The organism is Muricoccus radiodurans (assembly GCF_050154705.1).
GTDB classification, from domain to species: Bacteria; Pseudomonadota; Alphaproteobacteria; order Acetobacterales; family Acetobacteraceae; genus Roseomonas; species Roseomonas radiodurans.
In genome coordinates this window covers 286,783-305,411 of record NZ_CP189561.1, presented here as the reverse complement: position 1 = coordinate 305,411, position 18,629 = coordinate 286,783, and the positions used below count along the sequence as shown (strand labels likewise).

At 70.5% G+C, this 18,629-nt stretch carries 16 protein-coding genes and 1 tRNA gene; 4 read left to right on the top strand and 13 right to left on the bottom strand.

Features of this window, described 5'->3' with window-relative positions; translation table 11 throughout:
- Positions 1 to 130: 130 nt before the first annotated feature.
- The 3 genes from ACP6CK_RS01560 to ACP6CK_RS01550 all read right to left on the bottom strand — a co-directional run bounded on the left by ACP6CK_RS01560 (position 131) and on the right by ACP6CK_RS01550 (position 4,554).
- Complete coding sequence (locus ACP6CK_RS01560) at positions 131 to 1,990, bottom strand: ribonucleoside-diphosphate reductase subunit alpha (RefSeq protein ID WP_426957017.1); 1,860 nt, start codon at positions 1,988 to 1,990, stop codon at positions 131 to 133.
- A gap of 275 nt (positions 1,991 to 2,265) precedes the next feature.
- Complete coding sequence (locus tag ACP6CK_RS01555; protein ID WP_426957016.1) at positions 2,266 to 3,279, bottom strand: amino acid ABC transporter substrate-binding protein; 1,014 nt, start codon at positions 3,277 to 3,279, stop codon at positions 2,266 to 2,268.
- Positions 3,280 to 3,531: 252 nt separating this feature from the next.
- Positions 3,532 to 4,554, bottom strand: coding sequence for an amino acid ABC transporter substrate-binding protein (locus ACP6CK_RS01550; RefSeq protein WP_426957015.1), 1,023 nt, complete (start codon positions 4,552 to 4,554; stop codon positions 3,532 to 3,534).
- A 149-nt stretch (positions 4,555 to 4,703) separates the two neighbouring features.
- Here ACP6CK_RS01550 and ACP6CK_RS01545 point away from each other — a divergent pair, with 149 nt between their 5' ends.
- A complete protein-coding gene (locus tag ACP6CK_RS01545) occupies positions 4,704 to 5,387 on the top strand; it encodes a protein-L-isoaspartate(D-aspartate) O-methyltransferase (protein WP_426957014.1) in 684 nt (227 codons plus the stop codon).
- Positions 5,384 to 6,682 carry an erythromycin esterase family protein gene (locus ACP6CK_RS01540; RefSeq protein ID WP_426957013.1) on the top strand — a complete coding sequence of 433 codons (1,299 nt, stop codon included), beginning with the start codon at positions 5,384 to 5,386 and terminating at the stop codon, positions 6,680 to 6,682. The genes ACP6CK_RS01545 and ACP6CK_RS01540 overlap by 4 nt, the downstream gene beginning before the upstream one ends.
- A gap of 60 nt (positions 6,683 to 6,742) precedes the next feature.
- On the opposite strand, the gene ACP6CK_RS01535 is transcribed toward ACP6CK_RS01540, so the two are convergent.
- A complete protein-coding gene (locus tag ACP6CK_RS01535; RefSeq protein ID WP_426957012.1) occupies positions 6,743 to 7,531 on the bottom strand; it encodes an SDR family NAD(P)-dependent oxidoreductase in 789 nt (262 codons plus the stop codon).
- A gap of 97 nt (positions 7,532 to 7,628) precedes the next feature.
- Between ACP6CK_RS01535 and ACP6CK_RS01530 the strand changes: the two genes are divergently transcribed.
- Positions 7,629 to 8,195 carry a TetR/AcrR family transcriptional regulator gene (locus tag ACP6CK_RS01530; protein WP_426957011.1) on the top strand — a complete coding sequence of 189 codons (567 nt, stop codon included), beginning with the start codon at positions 7,629 to 7,631 and terminating at the stop codon, positions 8,193 to 8,195.
- A gap of 27 nt (positions 8,196 to 8,222) precedes the next feature.
- On the opposite strand, the gene guaA is transcribed toward ACP6CK_RS01530, so the two are convergent.
- The 7 genes from guaA to ACP6CK_RS01495 form a co-directional block, all read right to left on the bottom strand.
- Complete coding sequence (gene guaA, locus ACP6CK_RS01525) at positions 8,223 to 9,827, bottom strand: glutamine-hydrolyzing GMP synthase (RefSeq protein ID WP_426959844.1); 1,605 nt, start codon at positions 9,825 to 9,827, stop codon at positions 8,223 to 8,225.
- Positions 9,828 to 9,866: 39 nt separating this feature from the next.
- Complete coding sequence (locus ACP6CK_RS01520; protein WP_426957010.1) at positions 9,867 to 10,412, bottom strand: N-acetyltransferase family protein; 546 nt, start codon at positions 10,410 to 10,412, stop codon at positions 9,867 to 9,869.
- A 19-nt stretch (positions 10,413 to 10,431) separates the two neighbouring features.
- Complete coding sequence (locus tag ACP6CK_RS01515) at positions 10,432 to 11,736, bottom strand: RsmB/NOP family class I SAM-dependent RNA methyltransferase (protein ID WP_426957009.1); 1,305 nt, start codon at positions 11,734 to 11,736, stop codon at positions 10,432 to 10,434.
- Positions 11,733 to 12,392 (bottom strand): haloacid dehalogenase type II, encoded by a 660-nt coding sequence (locus ACP6CK_RS01510; protein WP_426957008.1) that lies wholly within the window; start codon positions 12,390 to 12,392, stop codon positions 11,733 to 11,735. The genes ACP6CK_RS01515 and ACP6CK_RS01510 overlap by 4 nt, the downstream gene beginning before the upstream one ends.
- Positions 12,392 to 13,924: an IMP dehydrogenase gene (guaB, locus tag ACP6CK_RS01505; protein WP_426957007.1), complete on the bottom strand. Its 1,533-nt coding sequence runs from the start codon at positions 13,922 to 13,924 to the stop codon at positions 12,392 to 12,394. Before guaB ends, ACP6CK_RS01510 begins: the two co-directional genes overlap by 1 nt.
- Positions 13,925 to 14,176: 252 nt before the next feature.
- Positions 14,177 to 14,866 carry an RlmE family RNA methyltransferase gene (locus ACP6CK_RS01500; protein WP_426957006.1) on the bottom strand — a complete coding sequence of 230 codons (690 nt, stop codon included), beginning with the start codon at positions 14,864 to 14,866 and terminating at the stop codon, positions 14,177 to 14,179.
- Positions 14,867 to 14,873: 7 nt separating this feature from the next.
- Complete coding sequence (locus ACP6CK_RS01495; protein WP_426957005.1) at positions 14,874 to 15,938, bottom strand: Ppx/GppA phosphatase family protein; 1,065 nt, start codon at positions 15,936 to 15,938, stop codon at positions 14,874 to 14,876.
- 122 nt (positions 15,939 to 16,060) lie between these two features.
- Between ACP6CK_RS01495 and ACP6CK_RS01490 the strand changes: the two genes are divergently transcribed.
- A tRNA-Gln gene (locus ACP6CK_RS01490) sits at positions 16,061 to 16,134 on the top strand.
- Between the two features lie 441 nt (positions 16,135 to 16,575).
- Here the strand turns inward: ACP6CK_RS01490 and ACP6CK_RS01485 are convergent.
- The gene (locus ACP6CK_RS01485) at positions 16,576 to 17,367 is read right to left on the bottom strand and encodes an SDR family NAD(P)-dependent oxidoreductase (RefSeq protein ID WP_426957004.1); all 792 of its coding nucleotides are present in this window, start codon (positions 17,365 to 17,367) and stop codon (positions 16,576 to 16,578) included.
- A 26-nt stretch (positions 17,368 to 17,393) separates the two neighbouring features.
- The gene (locus ACP6CK_RS01480) at positions 17,394 to 18,368 is read right to left on the bottom strand and encodes a tripartite tricarboxylate transporter substrate binding protein (protein ID WP_426957003.1); all 975 of its coding nucleotides are present in this window, start codon (positions 18,366 to 18,368) and stop codon (positions 17,394 to 17,396) included.
- Positions 18,369 to 18,629: the final 261 nt, after the last annotated feature.

Genomic DNA, 18,629 nt, shown 5'->3' with positions numbered 1-18,629 from the left:
TCGCGTTCGCGTGGCTGGCTGTGAATCATGGGGAGAAGCCGAGTCGCAACGCCCAGTGTGGCCGGTCCACCACAGGCCGGCCGGCGGGATCAAAAGGCCCGCCGGCGCCGTCTGACCTGGAGAGCCGGGCCTACTGGCAGGCCAGGCATTCCTCGTAATTCGTGCTGCCGCCCGAAGACGCCACCAACGGCAGCGGCATCTGCGCATCATTTGCCGGCTCGGCCACGCCCAGCTTCGGCTGGGTCGCCACCTTCTCGCTGATCGTGTCAGCCCGCTGGATGGAGAGCGACCGGCAGTAATAGAGCGACTTCACGCCCTTCTTCCAGGCCAGGAAGTGGATTTGGTGCAGGTCCCGCTTGTGGACGTTGGCCGGCAGGAACAGGTTCAGCGACTGGCTCTGGCAGATATAGGGCGCGCGGTCCGCCCCGTGCTCCACCACCCAGCGCTGGTCCAGCTCGAAGGCGGTCTTGAACACCGCCTTCTCCTGCTCGCTCAGGAAGTCCAGGTGCTGGACGCTGCCCTTGGTCACGGTGATGGAGGTCCAGGTCTCCTCGTCGTCGCGACCGTGCTTCGCCAGCACCTTCTGCAGATAGGGGTTCCGCACGATGAAGGACCCGGACAGCGTCTTGTGGTTGTAGACGTTGGCCGCGATCGGCTCGATCCCCGGCGACGCGCCGCCGCAGATGATCGAGATGGAGGCCGTCGGCGCGATCGCGATCTTGTTCGAGAAGCGCTCCATGATCCCGTACTCGGCCGCATCCGGGCAGGGACCGCGCTCTGCGGCCAGCTCGCGGGACGCCGCGTCCGCACCCTCCCGGATGTGGCGGAACATCTTCTTGTTCCAGACCTTCGCGATCACGCTCTCGAACGGCACGTTCTGCGACTGCAGGAAGGAGTGGAACCCCATGATGCCGAGCCCGACGGACCGCTCCCGCATGGCAGAGTAGCGGGCCTTGGCCATGCTGTCCGGCGCGGTGTCGATGAAGGACTGCAGCACGTTGTCGAGGAAGCGCATCACGTCGGGGATGAAGCGCGGCTCCTTGCTCCACTCGAACCAGGTCTCGCAGTTGAGCGAGGAGAGGCAGCACACCGCGGTCCGCTGGCGCCCGTGGTGGTCGCGCCCCGTAGGCAGGGTGATCTCGGAGCAGAGGTTGGAGGTCTTCACCTCCAGGCCCGCGAGCTTGTGGTGCTCGGGCCGGGCGCGGTTCACGTGGTCGGAGAAGACGAGATAGGGCTCGCCCGTCTCGATCCGCGCCGTCAGGATGCGGATCCACAGCGCGCGCGCCGAGACCTTGCGGATCACCGCCCCATCCTTGGGAGAGGTGAAGGCCCACTCCTCGTCGGTTTCGACGGCGCGCATGAAGCTGTCCGACACCAGAAGCCCGTGGTGCAGGTTCTGGGCCTTGCGGTTCGGGTCGCCGCCGGTCGGGCGGCGGATCTCGATGAACTCCTCCACCTCCGGGTGGCTCACCGGCAGGTAGACCGCGGCCGAGCCGCGCCGGAGCGAGCCCTGGGAGATCGCGAGCGTCAGGCTGTCCATCACGCGGATGAAGGGCACGACCCCAGAGGTCTTGCCGTTCATCCCCACCTTCTCCCCGATGGAGCGAAGGTTGCCCCAGTAGGAGCCGATCCCGCCGCCCTTGGAGGCGAGGGCCACGTTCTCGTTCCAGAGCCCGACGATGTCGTCGAGGCTGTCATCGGCCTCGTTCAGGAAGCAGGAGATCGGCAGACCCCGCTTCGTCCCGCCATTCGAGAGCACGGGGGTGGCCGGCATGAACCACAGCTTGCTGATGTAGTCGTAGATGCGCTGCGCATGCGCCGCATCGTCGCCATAGGCCGAGGCCACCCGCGCGAAGAGGTCCTGATAGGACTCCCCTGGCAACAGGTAGCGGTCGGACAAGGTGTCCTTCCCAAAGGCAGTCAGCAAGGAATCGCGCGAGCGATCCACCACGACCTGACCATGACCCGGCAACTGAACAGCGTCGAACATGCCGCGAAAATCCCCCGATTTTCCCCTACCGAAGCTTAGCTCGGCAGGGGGGTCGGCCACAACGCCCGCCACCAGATGTTGCGGGCATGTGGCAGAACGGACGCAGGATATGGTGGTTGCGTCCGTCGGAAAGGCCAAGCCCCCCTCCCCCAGGGGTGATCAGCCGGCGACTCGTTGAACCGCCGCGAGTCGTGTGCCACGAAGCTGACTGTCACGGGGCTTAAACATTCCTGTGATGCAGGAAACGTCCCCGATATCCCCGCCATCCACAGCGGTCAGCGCATGGGCGGCGCGTACATCAGCCCACCCTGGGTCCACAACCGGTTGACGCCCCGGGGCATCCCCGTCGGCGTGACGCTCCGCTCCCACATGTCGGAGAAGTTGCCGACCGCCCGCACCACCTGTACGGCCCAGTCGTTGCTGACGCCGAGTTGCCGGCCGAGGTCGCCGCTCCGCCCCAGGAAGCGCTGGACATCCGGGTTCGGGCTCGACTCGAAGCTCGCCAGGTTGTCCCGGTTGATCCCCAGCTCCTCCGCCGTGATCAGGGCGAAGAGGGTCCAGCGGACGATGTCGAAGAACTTCCAATCACCCTTGCGGACCACCGGCCCCAGCGGCTCCTTCGAGAAGATCTCCGGCAACAGGACGTAATCCGCCCCCGCCGCCCCCTGCCCCACCCGGAACGCTGCGAGCGTCGAGGTGTCCGAGGCATAGGCGTCGCAGCGCCCGGACGCGAAGGCGGCCCGCAGCTCCTCCAGGTTCTCGATCAGGAGCGGGTTCAGCCGCATATTGTTCCGCCGGAAGTAGTCGGCGACGTTCAGCTCCGTGGTCGAGCCGGGCTGGAGGCACACCGACGCCCCATCGAGCCGCGTCGCGCTGTCCACGCCGAGGGAACGTCGGACCATGAAGGCGTTGCCGTCGTAGTAGTTCACCCCGGCGAAGACGAGGCCGAGCTGCGCCTCCCGCCCCAGCGTCCAGGTCGTGGCCCGGGAGAGCATGTCCACCTCCCCCGACTGCAGCGCAGTGAACCGGTTCTGCGCGGTGGTGGGGATGAAGCGCACCTTCGTCCCATCCCCGAAGATGGCGGCCGCGACGGCCCGGCAGGTGTCGGCGTCCAGCCCCTGCCAGTCGCCCCGGCTGTCCGGGGTGGCGAACCCCACCGTGTTGGGTGTCACCCCACAGAGCAGGTGCCCGCGCGCGCGGATCGCCCCCAGCGTGTCCGCCGCCGGCTGGGCGAGCGCCGGCAAGGCGAGCAGCGCGGCGAATCCCGCCGCGAGGATGGTCCTGATCATGGCGTTTGTCCTTTGACAGCGCTGTTTCCGGCGCGGCGGGTGCAAGATCGGATAGGGTTCTGGTCTGTCGGCGGGGCGCCTCCGCGGAAGTCCAAGAAGTTTCTCCCCTGGGCCCCCACTCACCTTCTCTTATCAGGCTGCCGCGCGACTCGGCGATGGGCTTCCGGAACCGACGGGCTGGCGACCACAGCCAAAAAAGGACGGGCGCCCCGAGAGGCGCCCGCCAACCCTGTCAGGTCCTCGCGACAGAGTTCACCGCATCGGCGGCGCGTATTGCAGCCCGCCCTGGGTCCACAGCGCGTTGATCCCGCGCTGCACGCCCAGCGGGGTGATGTTGCGCTCCCACACCTCGGCGAAGTTGCCGACCTGGCGCACCACCTGAACCGCCCAGTCGTTGTTCAGACCCATCTGCCGGCCCAGGTCGCCCGTGCGGCCCATGAAGCGCTGCACATCTGGGTTCGCGCTGTCCGCGAACTGCGCGAGGTTGCCGCTGTTGATCCCCAGCTCCTCCGCCGTGACCTGGGCGAAATGCGTCCAGCGCACAATGTCGAAGAACTTCCAGTCGCCCTTGCGCACCACCGGCCCGAGCGGCTCCTTCGAGATGATCTCGGGCAGCAGCACGTACTGATCGGCGTTCGCGCCCTGGCTGGCGCGGAAGGAAGCGAGCGAGGAGGCGTCGTTGGTGTAGGCGTCGCAGCGGCCGGAGATGAACGCGTTCCGCAGCTCCTCGATGTTGTCGATGATCACCGTCGTGTAGCGGATGTTATGCGTGCGGAAGAAGTCCGCCATGTTCAGCTCGGTCGTCGTGCCGGGCTGCACGCAGACCGTCGCCCCGTCGAGCTGCCGGGCGGAGGTGACGCCGGAGGCCCGCTTCACCATGAAGCCCTGCCCGTCATAGAAGTTCACGCCCGCGAAGACGAGGCCGAGCGAGGCCTCCCGCCCCAGGGTCCAGGTCGTGCTGCGGACGAGCATGTCCACCTCGCCCGACTGGAGCATGGTGAAGCGCTGCTGCGTGCTGGCGGGCACGAAGCGCACCTTCGTGGCGTCGCCCAGGATGGCGGCCGCGACGGCGCGGCAGGAATCGACGTCGATCCCGCGCCACTCCCCCCGGCTGTCCGGGATCGAGAAGCCGACAGTGGAGGGCGCGACGCCGCAGTTCAGCATCCCGCGGGCGCGGATCGCGGCCACGGTATCCGCCGCTGGCTGCTGGGCCATCGCGGGCAGCGCCGAAAGGGCCGTGGCGACCAGGCCGGCGGCAAGGGTTGCGAGACGCATGGTGAAGGACTCTCCCAGAGGTTCGGCCACCCGCCTTCCGGCAGCGGTGCGGCACGGAAGCGAAGTCTCGGCCGGGCGCCGGGGTCCCTGCAAGAGCTGCGCCGCGCAACATCGCCGCTCCTCCGCCGTTCACCCGGCAGGAGGCGCCCATGGATGAGACCTCCCTCGCGCGGGATCGGATGGTAGAGGAGCAGATCGCCCGCCGCGGCGTGCAGGCCCCCGCCGTGCTCGCCGCGATGCGGACGGTGCCGCGCGAGTCCTTCGTGCCGGAGGAGCTGCGCCGCCACGCCCATGAGGACCGGCCCCTCCCCATCGCGGCGGGCCAGACGATTTCCCAGCCCTTTGTCGTCGCCCTGATGGCGGAGGCGCTGGCGCTGCGCCCGACCGACCGAGTCCTCGAGGTCGGGGCCGGCTCCGGCTACGCCGCTGCCGTGCTGAGTCGCCTGGCCGCCCAGGTCCACGCGGTCGAGCGGTACGCGGAACTCGCCGCCTCCGCGGCCGGGCGCCTCCGCGAACTCGGCTACGACAACGTCGAACTCCACATCGGCGACGGAACGACCGGCTGGCCCGCGGCCGCGCCCTTCGATGCGATCCTCGTCTCGGCCGGCGGCCCGGCCGTGCCTCCGGCGCTAACGGACCAGCTCGCGCCGGACGGACGTCTCGTGATCCCCGTGGGAGAGACGCCGGGGGACCAGCGCCTGCTCCGGGTCACCCGCAATGGCCCGGCCACCCTCTCCCAGGAAGACCTCGGCGCGGTCCGCTTCGTCCCCCTCATCGGCGCCCAGGGCTGGACCGAGGACGGCCGCCGCGCCGCCGAATGGCTGAGACCATGACCCTTCCCGACCAGATCCGCGCCGCCGCCGAACCCTTGCCGGACCTCGACGATCCCGCCTTCGGCACCCTGTTCGACCGCTTCGGCAACACCCGCGTGGTGCTGCTCGGCGAGGCGAGCCACGGCACCTCCGAATTCTATCGCGCGCGCGCCGCGATCACCCGGCGTCTGGTCGAGCGACACGGCTTCAGCATCGTCGCTGTCGAGGCCGACTGGCCGGACGCGGCCAGCCTTGACCGGCATGTCCGGGACCGCCCCACCCCGGCGCAGGCGGAGCCGCCATTCCGACGCTTCCCCACATGGATGTGGCGCAACACGGACTTCTCGGCTTTCACCGAGTCTCTGCGCCGGTGGAATCTGGCACGCCCCTACGCGGAGCGGGCCGGCTTCTACGGCCTCGATCTCTACAACCTCTCCGGCTCGATCCGCGCAGTGCTGGACTATCTCGATCGCGAGGACCCGGACGCCGCGCGCGTCGCGCGCGAGCGCTATGGCTGCCTCATGCCCTGGGCCGAGGAGCCGCAGGATTACGGCCGCATGGCACTGATGACCGGCCATGCCCGCTGCGAGGAGGCGGTGGTGACGATGCTCCGGGATATGCTCGGCCACCAGCTGGACGGCGTATCGGGCGACGACGAGGGCTTCCTGGACGCCACCGCGAATGCCCGCCTCGTGAAGAACGCCGAGGCCTATTACCGCGCCATGTACCACCGCTCCGCCGAGAGCTGGAACCTGCGCGACACCCATATGTTCGAGACGCTCTGCGCCGTGCTGGAGTCCCGCGGACCGAACGCGCGCGCGGTGGTCTGGGCCCACAACTCCCACATCGGCGACGCCTCCCAGACCGACATGGGCCGGGACCGGGGCGAGCTGAATATCGGCCAGCTCTGCCGCGCGCGCTTCGGCCGGGAGGCCGCCCTCATCGGCTTCGGCACCCACACCGGCACCGTCGCCTGCGCCACCGACTGGGACGACCCGATGGAGGTGAAACGGGTCAACCCTTCCCGCCCCGACAGCTACGAGCGCCTGGCCCATGACAGCGGCGTGCCGCGCTTCCTGCTGGACCTGCGCGAGGGAGTTCACGACGAACTGCGCGCCCGGCTGATGGATCCCCGGCTGGAGCGCTTCATCGGCGTGATCTACCGCCCGGAGACGGAGCGCTGGAGCCACTACTCCGAATGCATCCTTCCCGGCCAGTTCGACGCCTATGTCTGGTTCGACGAGACGAGGGCCGTCACGCCCACTTCCACCGCGCAGACGGATGGCCCGGAGGAGACCTTTCCCTTCGGTCTCTGAGCGGACGCGATGGTCTGGGTGCGGGGGGGGAAGGCCACGCGCCCTCCGCCCCGCCGAGGGTCATGCCGCCGCGCGGTAGCGGCTGGCCGCGTGGGACTGCGCGAAGTTCGGCACCATGGCCTGCCGCGCGGCGTCGAGAGCCTCCCACTGAGCGGCATCCGGAAGCGACGGGATCGTCACCGGCTCCCGGCGGTCGAAGCCCAGCAGGGCCGCGTCCACGAGTTCGCCCACCTCCATCACGCCCTGCAGCGCGTTCACATCCCGCCCGGAACGCTCCCAGATCTCCGTGCGGGTCGCCGCAGGAAGCACGGCCTGCACGTAGATCCCCTTGGGCCCGAGCTCGACCCGCAGCGCCTGGCTGAGGAACAGCATGAACGCCTTGGTCGCCCCGTACACCGACATGCCGAACTCCGGTGCCAGCCCGACGACCGAAGCGATGTTGACGATCGCCCCTTCCCCGGCCGCCGCGAAGCGGGGCGCCACTGCGCTGGCGAGCCGTGTCGGCGCGGTGACGTTCAGCGCGATCTGCCGGTCGACATCCCCGGGCCCCTGGTCGAGGAAGCCGCCGGCCCCCGCCATGCCGGCGTTGTTCAGCAGGATGCCGATCCGGCTATCCCCCCGAAGCCGCGCCTCCACCGACGCGAGGTCGGAGGTGTCCGTCAGGTCGGCGCGGAGGACCTCTATCGCGACCCCTGCCTCGCCGCGCAGCCGGCTCGCGAGGGCTTCCATCCGACCGACATCGCGGGCGACGAGCACGAGGTCATGCCCGCGCCGGGCGAGGCGATCCGCGTAAACCGCGCCGATTCCGCTGGAGGCGCCGGTGATCAGCACGCGGGGCTTGTTGGTCATCGTGGCGTCCTTCACAGCCTGATAATCATTATGATCGTCATGTTTGCGGAAACATGACGGCCATCAGGTATACTGTCAAGGACGAAGGGATTCCTGCATGAAGGTCAGCCGAGAGCAGGTCGCGGAGAACCGGCGGAAGATCCTGGATGCTGCCGGGCGCCTCTTCCGCGAGCGGGGCTACGAGGCGGTGACGGTGGCCGAGGTCATGAAGGCCGCGGGCCTGACCCATGGCGCCTTCTATGGCTATTTCAGTTCGAAGGACGACTTGATCGCCCAGGCCCTGGCGCATGTCCTGGCCGCGTCCGTCGCACCGGGGAAGGATCTCTCCCGCTATGCCGCGGCGTATCTTTCCGCGAAGCACCGGGAGGACCGCGCCGGCGGATGCGCGGTGGCCGGTCTCGGTGGCGAATCGGTCCGCCAGTCCGCCGACGTCCGGAAAATGATGACGGAGGCGTTGCGGCGCCAGATCGAACGCCTGAGCCAGGGCGCACCGGGTGCCACCGCGGAGGAGCGTCGACGGGCCGCCATCGGGAGCTGGGCCGCGATGGTCGGCGCCGTGGTGCTATCGCGGCTGGCGGACGACCCGTCCCTCGCGGACGAGGTCCTGGCGGAGACGCGCGCCTGGATTGGACGCGTCCCGGCCGACGCCGCGCCGCAGGACTGACGAGCGCCGTTCAGGCCAGCGCCCAGCTCACTCCCACTCGATCGTGCCGGGCGGCTTGCTCGTCACGTCATAGGTCACGCGATTGATCCCGCGCACCTCGTTGACGATCCGGTTCGCCACGCGGCCGAGGAAGGCGACGTCGAAGGGATAGATGTCCGCCGTCATCCCGTCGGTGGAGGTGACGGCCCGCAGGGCGCAGGCCTGGTCGTAGGTGCGATGGTCGCCCATCACGCCCACCGTCCGGACCGGCAGCAGCACCGCGAAGGCCTGCCAGATCGCGTCGTAGAGACCGGCGTTGCGGATCTCTTCCAGGAAGATCGCGTCCGCCTTCTGCAGGATGGCCACCTTCTCCCGCGTCACCTCTCCCGGAATGCGGATCGCAAGGCCCGGCCCAGGGAAGGGATGCCGGCCGACGATGACTTCCGGGATGGCCAGCTCCCGCCCGAGGGCGCGCACCTCGTCCTTGAACAGCTCGCGCAGCGGCTCGACCAGCTGCATCCGCATGCCCTCCGGCAGCCCGCCGACATTGTGGTGCGACTTGATGGTGACCGACGGCCCGCCGGTCGCGGACACGCTCTCGATCACGTCGGGGTAGAGCGTGCCCTGCGCCAGGAAGTCGGCGCCGCCGAGCTTCGCCTGCTCCTCCTCGAAGACCTCCACGAACAGTCGCCCGATGGTCTTCCGCTTCACCTCCGGGTCCGTCACCCCTTCCAGCGCCCCGAGGAAGAGGTCGCTCGCGTCCCGGTGGATCAGCTTGATGTTGAAGCGGTCCCGGAAGGTGGAGACCACCTGCTCCGCCTCCCCGCCGCGCAGCAGCCCGTGGTCCACGAAGATGCAGGTGAGCTGGTCGCCGATCGCCTCGTGCAGCAGCACCGCCGCGACGGAGGAGTCCACGCCGCCCGATAGACCGCAGACAACCTTCCCGTCACCGACCTTCGCCCGGATGCGCGCGATCTCCTCGGCCCGGAAGGCGCCCATGGTCCAGTCGCCCCGCGCGCCGCAGACCAGCCGGGTGAAGTTCCGCAGCAGCGCCGCCCCGTGCGGGGTGTGCACCACCTCCGGATGGAACATCGTGCCGTAGTAGCGGCGCTCGTCATTCGCGATCAGGGCGAAGGGCGCCCCCTCGCTGTTCGCGACCACGCGGAAGCCGGGGGGAAGTTGCGTGATCCGGTCGCCGTGCGACATCCAGACCTGCTCGCGCGCGCCCGGGGCCCAGACGCCCTGGGTGATGGCGCATTCCCCCGTCACGTCCACGAAGGCGCGGCCGAATTCGCGGTGGTCCCCCGTCTCCACCACCCCACCGAGCTGCGCCGCCAGGGTCTGCTGGCCGTAGCAGATGCCCATGATCGGCAGCCCCATTCCGAACACCGCCTCCGGCGCGCGGGGCGTCGTCGCCTCGGTCACGGAGGCCGGGCCGCCGGAGAAGATGATCCCGACCGGATCGAAGGCCCGGATGCGCTCGGCATCCGCGGTATAGGGCCAGATCTCGCAATAGACGCCGTCCTCGCGCAGGCGGCGTGCGATGAGCTGCGTCACCTGGCTGCCAAAATCGAGGATGAGGATCCGCTGGTGGCGCTGCGCGCCGGCTTCACCGGAGAGGGTCGCGGGAGTCGTGTCGGCCATGACGGCCATCAGCACGAAACGTTCGCGGCTTCAACCCTCCGGCGGGGGTCAGCCCTCCGGCTGGGCGGCAGTGGCGTCCAGCAGCAGGGCGATCGGGTCCCACACCACGGCGGTCTGCTCCACCGACCGCCCGGCCACGCGGATCATCTCCCGCGCCGCCGCCCGGCCGCCCAGCCGCCGATAGAACCAGCCGGCATTGTTGTCCGTCAGCACCCAGAGCATCGCGGAGCGGCACCCGATGGCCGAGAGATGCGCCCCGGCCGCCCGCATCAGTCGTCGCCCGATCCCCTGGTCCCGCCAATCGCTGAGAAGGTAGATCGTTTCCACCTCTCCCTGCGCCAGCCCGGCCCGCCGCGCCCGGCCGGCCGAGGCAAAGCCGATCACCTCTCCATCCCGCGCGCAGGCCACAAAGATCGCCTCCCCGCCCGACCGCGCGAGCAGGCTGCGCCGGTATCCGAAGGATTGCCGCCGCGCGTCCAGCCCCGCGAGGTAGGGCTCCGGCAGGATTCCGGCATAGGTGTCCTGCCAGGACGCCACGTGAACGGCACCGATTGCGTTCGCATCCTCCGGCCGGGCGCGTCGGATCTGGATCATCGCACCGGCCCGACCCGCGTCAGGACCGGCGTTGCAGCACGGCGGCGAAGAAGCCATCCGTGCCGTCGCGATGCGGGGCGAGCGCCATGAACGGCCCCTCCCCCGGCGGCGTACCGGGCGCCGACGCCTCCGCCCAGGCCTGGGCAAGCGGCACGGCCGAGAATTCCGCATGGCGGGCCAGGAACGCGTTCACCTGCTCCTCGTCCTCCTCGGGAAGCACTGAGCAGGTAGCGTAGATCAGCTTTCCGCCGGAGCGCACCAGGGGAGCGGCGCGGTCTAAGATTTCCCTCTGCTTCGTGATCAGCTCCTGCAGATCGGACGCGTCTGTCCTCAGCCGCGCATCGGGATTGCGCCGCCAGGTGCCCGTGCCGGTGCAGGGCGCGTCCACCAGCACGCGGTCGAAGGCGCCCTGCCGCCGCTTCACCCAGCGGTCGCCCGCTTCCAGGAGGTGGACCTCCGCATTGTCCACGCCCGCGCGCCGCAGCCGCTTGGCCGCCCCTGCCAGCCGCGGCGCGGAGACGTCGAGCGCTGCGATCCGCCCGCGATTTCCCATCGCGGCGGCCATGGCGAGGGTCTTGCCGGCCGCGCCCGCGCAGTAGTCGGCCACCCGCAGCCCCGGCCGCGCATCCGCCAGCAGGGCAATGAGCTGGCTGCCCTCGTCCTGGATCTCCACCAGACCGTCGGCAAAGGCGCGGGTCGCCAGCACCGGCCGCCGGTCCGGCACGCGCAGCCCCCAGGGGGAGTACCGCGTCGGCTCCGTCGGGATTCCCTCCGCCGCCAGGGCCGCTGCCGCCGCCTCCCGCGTCGTGCGCAGCAGGTTGACCCGCAGGTCAAGCGGGGCCGTGCCCTCGAACCCCGCCGCCGCTTCCGGCAACGCTTCGCCGAAGCGCGCCCGCAGCCCCGGAACGACCCAGCCCGGCAGGTTCAGCCGGGTCGCCTCGTCCATCTTCGGATGGACGAGCGACCGTCCCTCCAGCTTACTCAGGATCGCCCGCTCGAAATCGTCGAGCCGCGCTTCCGCGTACTGGCCCCCGGAGAAGGCGGCCTCGACCGCGGTCATGCCCTCGCTGCCGAGGATCATCCGCGCGGCCATCAGCAGGCGGGCCGTGGGCTCGGCGCCCGCACGGACCAGGTGCCAGTTCAGCCGCAGCCGGTCCCGCACCACCGCCCAGGCGCGCTCCGACACGGCGCGGCGGTCGCCGCCCCCGATGTAGCGGCGCGCCCGGAAGAAGTCGTTCGCGATCGCGTCCGCGGGCCGCCGCGGCGCCGCCTCCAGCTCCGCCAGCAGGTCGACGGCGGCCGAGACCCGTGCGGCGGGCGTCACGCCGGAAGCTCCGACAGGTCCCGCAGCACCGTCCCCGTCTCGTCCAGCCAGTACTCCACCGGCCCGCCTGCGCGGTTCACCCAGAACACGCGGAAGCCGAAGCGGCCGGCCCCGTACGCGTCCCAGGCATTGGAGGAGACGAAGCCCACCTCATGCGGCTGGCAGGAGAAGCGCTCCGTCACCATCGCATAGACCTGGGGATGCGGCTTGTAGCGGCGCAGGGCGTGGACGGAGAGCACCTCCGCGAGATGGGGTGCCAGGCCCGACGCCTCCACCGCGGCCCGCAGCATGCCCGGTTCCCCGTTGGACAGGATCGCGGCGGGGATGCCCACTGCGCGAAGCCGCGACAGGGCTGCCACTGCATCGGGAAAGGCGTCCAGCGCACGATAGGCGCCGAGCAGCTCGGCCCGCAGCCCGTCGTCGCGGATGCGGTGGACCGCCAGCGCATGGTCGAGCGCCCGCGCCGTGATCGCGTCGAACCCCTCATAGGTGCCCGCCGCGCTCAGGATCCAGCTCGCCTCCAGCTGCTTCGCGCGCCAGAGGACGGACACGGCACCGGCCTTCTCCCCTAGCCGCAGGGCATGACGCCCCACGGCCGAGTGGATGTCGAGCAGGGTGCCGTAGGCGTCGAAGACGACGACCCGCGGACGGGCCATCACCCCTCCTGCCGGTAGTTCGGCGCCTCCCGCGTGATGGCCACGTCGTGCACGTGGCTCTCCCGCAGCCCGGCACCGGTGATGCGGCGGAAGCGGCAGTTCTGCTGCATGTCCGCGATGGTCGCGTTCCCGGTATAGCCCATGGCCGAGCGCAGTCCGCCGACGAGCTGGTGGATCACCGTGCCGACCGGCCCCTTGTAGCCGATGCGACCCTCGATCCCCTCGGGCACGAGCTTCAGCTGGTCCTGCACCTCGGACTGGAAGTACCGGTCCGCCGATCCGCGGGCCATCGCGCCCAGCGACCCCATGCCGCGATACGACTTGTAGGACCGGCCCTGGTAGAGGAACACCTCGCCCGGCGCCTCGTCCGTGCCCGCGAAAAGCGATCCCATCATCACGCAATCCGCGCCCGCCGCGATCGCCTTCGCGATGTCGCCGGAGGTGCGGATGCCGCCATCGGCGATGCAGGGCACGCCCCGCTCCCGCGCCGCGGCCGCGCTCTCCATCACCGCGGTCAGCTGCGGCACGCCGACGCCGGCCACGATGCGCGTGGTGCAGATGGAGCCCGGCCCGATGCCGATCTTCACGGAATCGGCGCCGGCTTCGACCAGCGCCTCCACCGCCTCCGGGGTCGCCACGTTGCCGGCGATGATCTGCACGGAGTTGGACAGGCGCTTGATCCGTTCCACCGCCTTCAGCACGCCGGCCGAGTGGCCGTGCGCCGTGTCCACGACGATGATGTCCACCTCGGCCGCGACCAGCGCCTCGGCCCGCAACCGCCCGTCCTCGCCGGTCCCGGTGGCCGCGGCCACGCGCAGCCGTCCCAGCGCGTCCTTCACCGCGTTCGGGTTGGCCTGGGCCTTGTCCATGTCCTTCACGGTGATCAGCCCGACGCAGCGGCCGCGCTCATCCGTCACCAGCAGTTTCTCGATCCGGTGCTTGTGCAGCAGCGACCGGGCGCGCTCCGGCGTCACGTCCGCCGGCACGGTCACCAGGTTCTCCCGTGTCATCAGCTCATAGACGCGCTGACCCGGGTCGGTCGCGAATCGCACGTCGCGCGAGGTGACGATGCCGACCAGCCGCCCGGTCTCCGGCTCCACCACCGGGATGCCGGAAATGCGGTACTGCTCCTGCAGGGCGCGCACATCGGCGAGGGTCTGGTCGGGATGGATGGTGACGGGATTCACCACCATGCCGCTCTCGAACTTCTTCACGCGGCGGACCTGGGCGGCCTGCTCCTCGATCGTGAGGTTCTTGTGAACCACGCCGATGCCGCCGGCCTGGGCCATGGCGATCGCCATGGGTGCCTCGGTCACCGTGTCCATCGCGGCGGCGATCAGGGGAATGTTCAGCCCGATCTCCCGCGTGATGCGGGTGCGGGTATCCGTCCCGCCCGGCAGCACCTGGGAGTAGGCGGGGACGAGCAGCACGTCGTCGAAGGCATAGGCCTCCTCGAACCGTGCGGCGAAGCGGGAAGGCGCAAGCCCGGCCCCGAGATCGGGACCGAGGGCGGGGGATGTATCGGGTGCCATGGCGGGGCCTCTCGTGGAGGGGCGGCAACGCTGCCTTGGCGATCCCTCCTACGCCCCCTTCCCCTCGTGCCGCAAGGGCGGGACGGTGACGAAGCGTTGACGCCGGCACGGAGCTGATGTGCGTCAGCGGCCCCGGGGAAGGCCCTGGCTTCGCCAGACCCCATCCGCCAGGGGCCAGACGTGGTCCCTGGACCCGCGTCGAATTGATCCGCTCGCGGGCCGGGGCAGCACGTCGGCTTCCCGTCGCCTCCTTCAGCCCTGGCCCGCACCCCCGCGAAACCCCTGGGCGACGAGGTACATCTCCGCGCTGTCCTTCCGGCTGGCCGGCGGCTTGGCATGGCGGACCTGGGCGAAATCGCGCTTGAGCGCGGCCAGCAGGTCCTTCTCCACGCCGCCCTGGAAGACCTTCGCGACGAAGGCCCCGCCCGGCGCCAGCACCTTGCTGGCGAAGTCCGCCGCCAGCTCCACCAGCCCCATGATCCGCAGGTGGTCGGTCGCGTTGTGGCCGGTGGTGTTCGGCGCCATGTCGGACAGGACGAGGTCTGCCGGCCCCGCCATGGCATCGAGCACCGCCCGCTCCGTCGCCTCGTCCTGGAAGTCGCCCTGCAGGACCGTGGCGCCGGGGACCGGATCCATCGCGAGCAGATCCAGCGCGACCACCCGCCCGCGATCGCCGGCCCGCTTCACGGCCACCTGGGTCCAGCCGCCCGGGGCCGCGCCCAGGTCCACGATCCGCTGCGCCGGCCGGAAGATCCGGAACCGCTCGTCCAGCTCAATGATCTTGAAGGCCGCCCGGGACCGCCAGCCGGCGGCCCGCGCCGCCCGGACATACGGGTCGTTGAGCTGCCGCTCGAGCCACTTCTGGGACGCGGTGCTGCGGCCCTTGGCCGTGCGCAGCCGCGTGGACAGGCCGCGCTCGCCGGATTTCGATCCGCTGGTCATCAGCCCCTCAGGCGCCCCGTCCGGACTGACGGCCGGCCTCGCGCCAGCCATCCCGGCGAACGCGCATCATCCGCAGCAGCATCCCCTCCCGCAGCCCGCGGTCGCACACCGTGATGCTCGCGGAGGGCCAGACCTGGCGGATCGCCGCGTAGACCGCACAGCCCGGCAGGACGAAGTCCACCCGCTCCGGCCCGATGCAGGGATGGGCCGCCAAGCCCGCCCGCCCCATCCGCCGCACCGCATCGAGGGCAGCGTCGGCGCAGTCCATAGGCATCTCGTGCCCGTCCACCGCCGCCCGGCTGTAGCGCGGCAGGTCCAGCGCGATCCCCGCGAGGGTGGTCACGGTGCCGGAGGTCCCCATCAGCCGTACCCCGCCCTGCCGCATCTCCTGCCGGATGCAGTGGACGGAGTCGAAGGCCTCCAGCCGGGCCGCCACCTCGGACACGACGCGGGCGAAGCCGTCCCCCGCGAAGCAACCCGCCCCGTCCCGCTCCACGAGGGTGACCACGCCGAGCGGGATCGAGATGGTCCCGATCAGGGATGGCCCCTCCGGCCGGTCGGCCCGGACCCAGGCGATCTCCGTAGAGCCGCCGCCGATATCGAACAGGATGGCTCGCCGGTCCTCGGGTCGTAGCAGGGGCGCGCAGGACTCCATCGCCAGCTCCGCCTCTTCCCGCGCAGGGATGACGCGGATCGGCACGCCGAGCGCCCGTTCGGCCCGGCGGATGAAGCCAGGCCCATTGGTGGCCCGCCGGCACGCCTCGGTCGCGACCGCCCGCACGGCCTGGATCGGCCGTCGCATCAGCTTCTGCCCGCAGGCCTCCAGCGCCGCCTCGGCCCGGTCCATCGCGGCGTCGGACAGGGCGCCGGTGCTGCTCAGCCCCTCTCCCAGCCGGACGATGCGGGAGAAGCTGTCGAGCACCCGGAATCCGCCAGGCCCCGTAGGACTGGCCACGAGGAGACGGCAGTTGTTCGTGCCGAGGTCCAGCGCAGCGAAGGCGGGATGGCCGGGCGGCGGGGGGACCGTCCCCCCCGCGCCGCCGGCGCGCGGCGGGGCGGGTCGGATCTGCATGGCGCTGATTCGGATGATTGGTCCGCTGCTTGGCCGGGACAAGTGCCGCGGCGTCGTTCATGCCGGGCGAAGACCCGCTTGCGGCCTCCGGCGGCCCGGCCTATATGGCCGCCGCCTGCCGTTGGGGAATAGTTTAACGGTAGAACTCCCGACTCTGACTCGGGCAGTCTTGGTTCGAATCCAGGTTCCCCAGCCAAACCTCATCACGGGGCTTGGCCCACCAGCATCTCCGCGCCGGCCATGCCGCATTCTGGGCTGTATCTGGCCCCCGGTCCGGCTGTGGCGGTGCGAACCACACAATCGCGTCAGCGCGCGGTGGCCACGGGCCAACGGCCCTGACCGCTGCACCGAGAAGGCGCACCGCCCGCCCTAAGCGGCGGGGCAGCCTGCTGCGCAACGTTCCGCGTTTTACGGAGCTCTAACCCCGGACGCTCCGGCGACGTCTCGCTCGACCGATGCCCGCGCGCAGGTTGGGCTTCGCGCTGATCGGAACCCGATCGTGCCGGACAGGCCACCGCCGCCATGCTCCCGCTGATGCCCGACGGCCGCCGTGGGGATGGAGAGATTACGGCTCACCGCCCTGCTGCGGCGAACAGTTACCCGCTCCCCCTTTCGACGTGACAGCCCGTCGACCTCGTCAGCCTCGCTTCTCCAGCAGGCCGCCATCCACGGGCAGAATGACGCCGGTGATGTAGCCCGCCTCGTCGGAGGCAAGGAACACCGCGGCGTTCGCCACGTCCCAGGCCGTGCCCATGGGAACCAGCGGCTCCCGCTCGGCCCGGACCACCTCCCGTGGGATGCCCCTTTCCTGAGCCCGCCGCTCGATCGCCATGGGCGTGTCGATCAGACCGGGCAGGATCACGTTCGCGCGGATGCCATGCCGCGCATTCTCCATCGCGATGTGCTGGGTCAGCGCGTTCACCCCGGCCTTGCTCGTCTTGTAGGTGACGGTGGGGCGCGCGGCGAGCGAGGAGGTGGAGGAGGTGTTGACGATGCAGCCCGACTGCTGCGCGACCATGTGTGGCAGCACGTGCTTGCAGGTCATGAACATGCCCTTGAGGTTCATGGCCATGATCTCGTCCCACATGCCGGCATCCATCTCCGCCGTCTTCCGGTCCCCCCGGGAGCGGCCGACATTGTTGTGCAGGATGTCGATCCGGCCGTAGCGGTCCATGCAGGCGCGCGCGATGGCCGCGCAATCCTCCTCCCGCGTGATGTCGGCGCGCAGCACCGATGCGGGGTGGCGATGCCGCGCCACCGCTGCCCGGGTCGCCTCAGCCCATTCCTCGTTGATGTCCACCAGGAGCAGCGTCGCGCCCTCCTCGGCGAACCGTTCTGCCACGGCGCGGCCGTTCCCGACCGTCTCGCCGGGCTGCTGCCCCGCGCCGACGATGATCGCGACCTTGCCTTCCAACCGGCCCCGCGACATGCGTTCTCCGTCTCCTCGCTGCGGTGTCAGTCCGACGTGATCCGGCCGTCGGTCACCACCCGGCGCCAGCGCGCCTCCTCCGCGCGCATGAAGCGGGTCATCTCCTCCGGGCTGTTCACGGCGACGGTCAGCCCCTCCCCCGTCAGGCGCGCGCGATAGGCGGGGGACGACGCCGCCCGCCGCATCGCCTCGTTCAGCCGCGCCAGCACCGGCGCCGGCGTGCCGCCGGGCGCGAAGACCGCGTACCAGACCTCGGCCTCGTAGCCCGGCAGGGTCTCCGCGACGGTCGCCACGCCCTCATAGGCCGGGGAACGCTGAGCCGACGTGACAGCGACCGCGCGCATCCGCTCCCCCTTCACGAAGGCGGCGACGCCGCCGGCGGTGGCGAACACCATGTCCAGCCGCCCACCGAGAAGATCGGTGTAGGCCGGTCCTGCGCCGCGATAGGGAACATGCGTGATGTCCACGCCCGCGGTGAGCTTGAACAGCTCCGCCGCCAGGTGCACCGCGGAGCCGTTGCCGGACGAACCGTAGGTGAGCCCGCCCGGATCGGCCCTCGCCGCACGGACGATGTCGGCGACGCTGCGGTGCGGACTGTCCGGCCGCGTCACGATCACGTTCGGCCCATGGCAGATCAGCCCGACCTCGGCGAAGCCCCTCTCCGTGTCATAGGGCAGGTTGCGGACGAGGGATGCGTTGATCGCCAGCGCCGAGGTGGTGAGGAGCAGCGTGTAGCCGTCCGGCGGCGCCTTGGAGACGAGGTCGGAGCCGAGGACGGTGCCGCCGCCTGCCCGATTGTCGATCACAAGGGGCTGCCCGAGTTCCGCGGCGAGGAGCTGTGCCAGCTCTCGCCCCACCACGTCGGTGCCGCCGCCCGCCGTGAAGGGCACGACCAAGCGGATCGGACGGGTGGGAAAGGTCTCCGCCGCCCGTGCGCCCACGCTGGCCAGAGCTGCAGCGGCCACGCTTAGGCGCAGCCCGTCACGCCGCGTGATCTCCATGTCCGTTCCTCCGCACGCCTTGCAGCGAGCGTAGCAGCTCGCCGCAACGCCCAGGAAACTCCTCATCAAAGCCGGTCCGCGGTGACGGCTAGGAAGGCGTCCGGCCGGAACAGCCGAGTGCTCTACCTGGACCAACGCGGGACCTCGTCTGCTTCGCCGCTGTACAGGCCTGACATCCGCCCGGTCGCGCCCAGGCCACGACCGGGGAACCCTGTCCGACGATCTGGACCTCCGCGCGCTCCTCCGCGCAGCCCAGGGTCC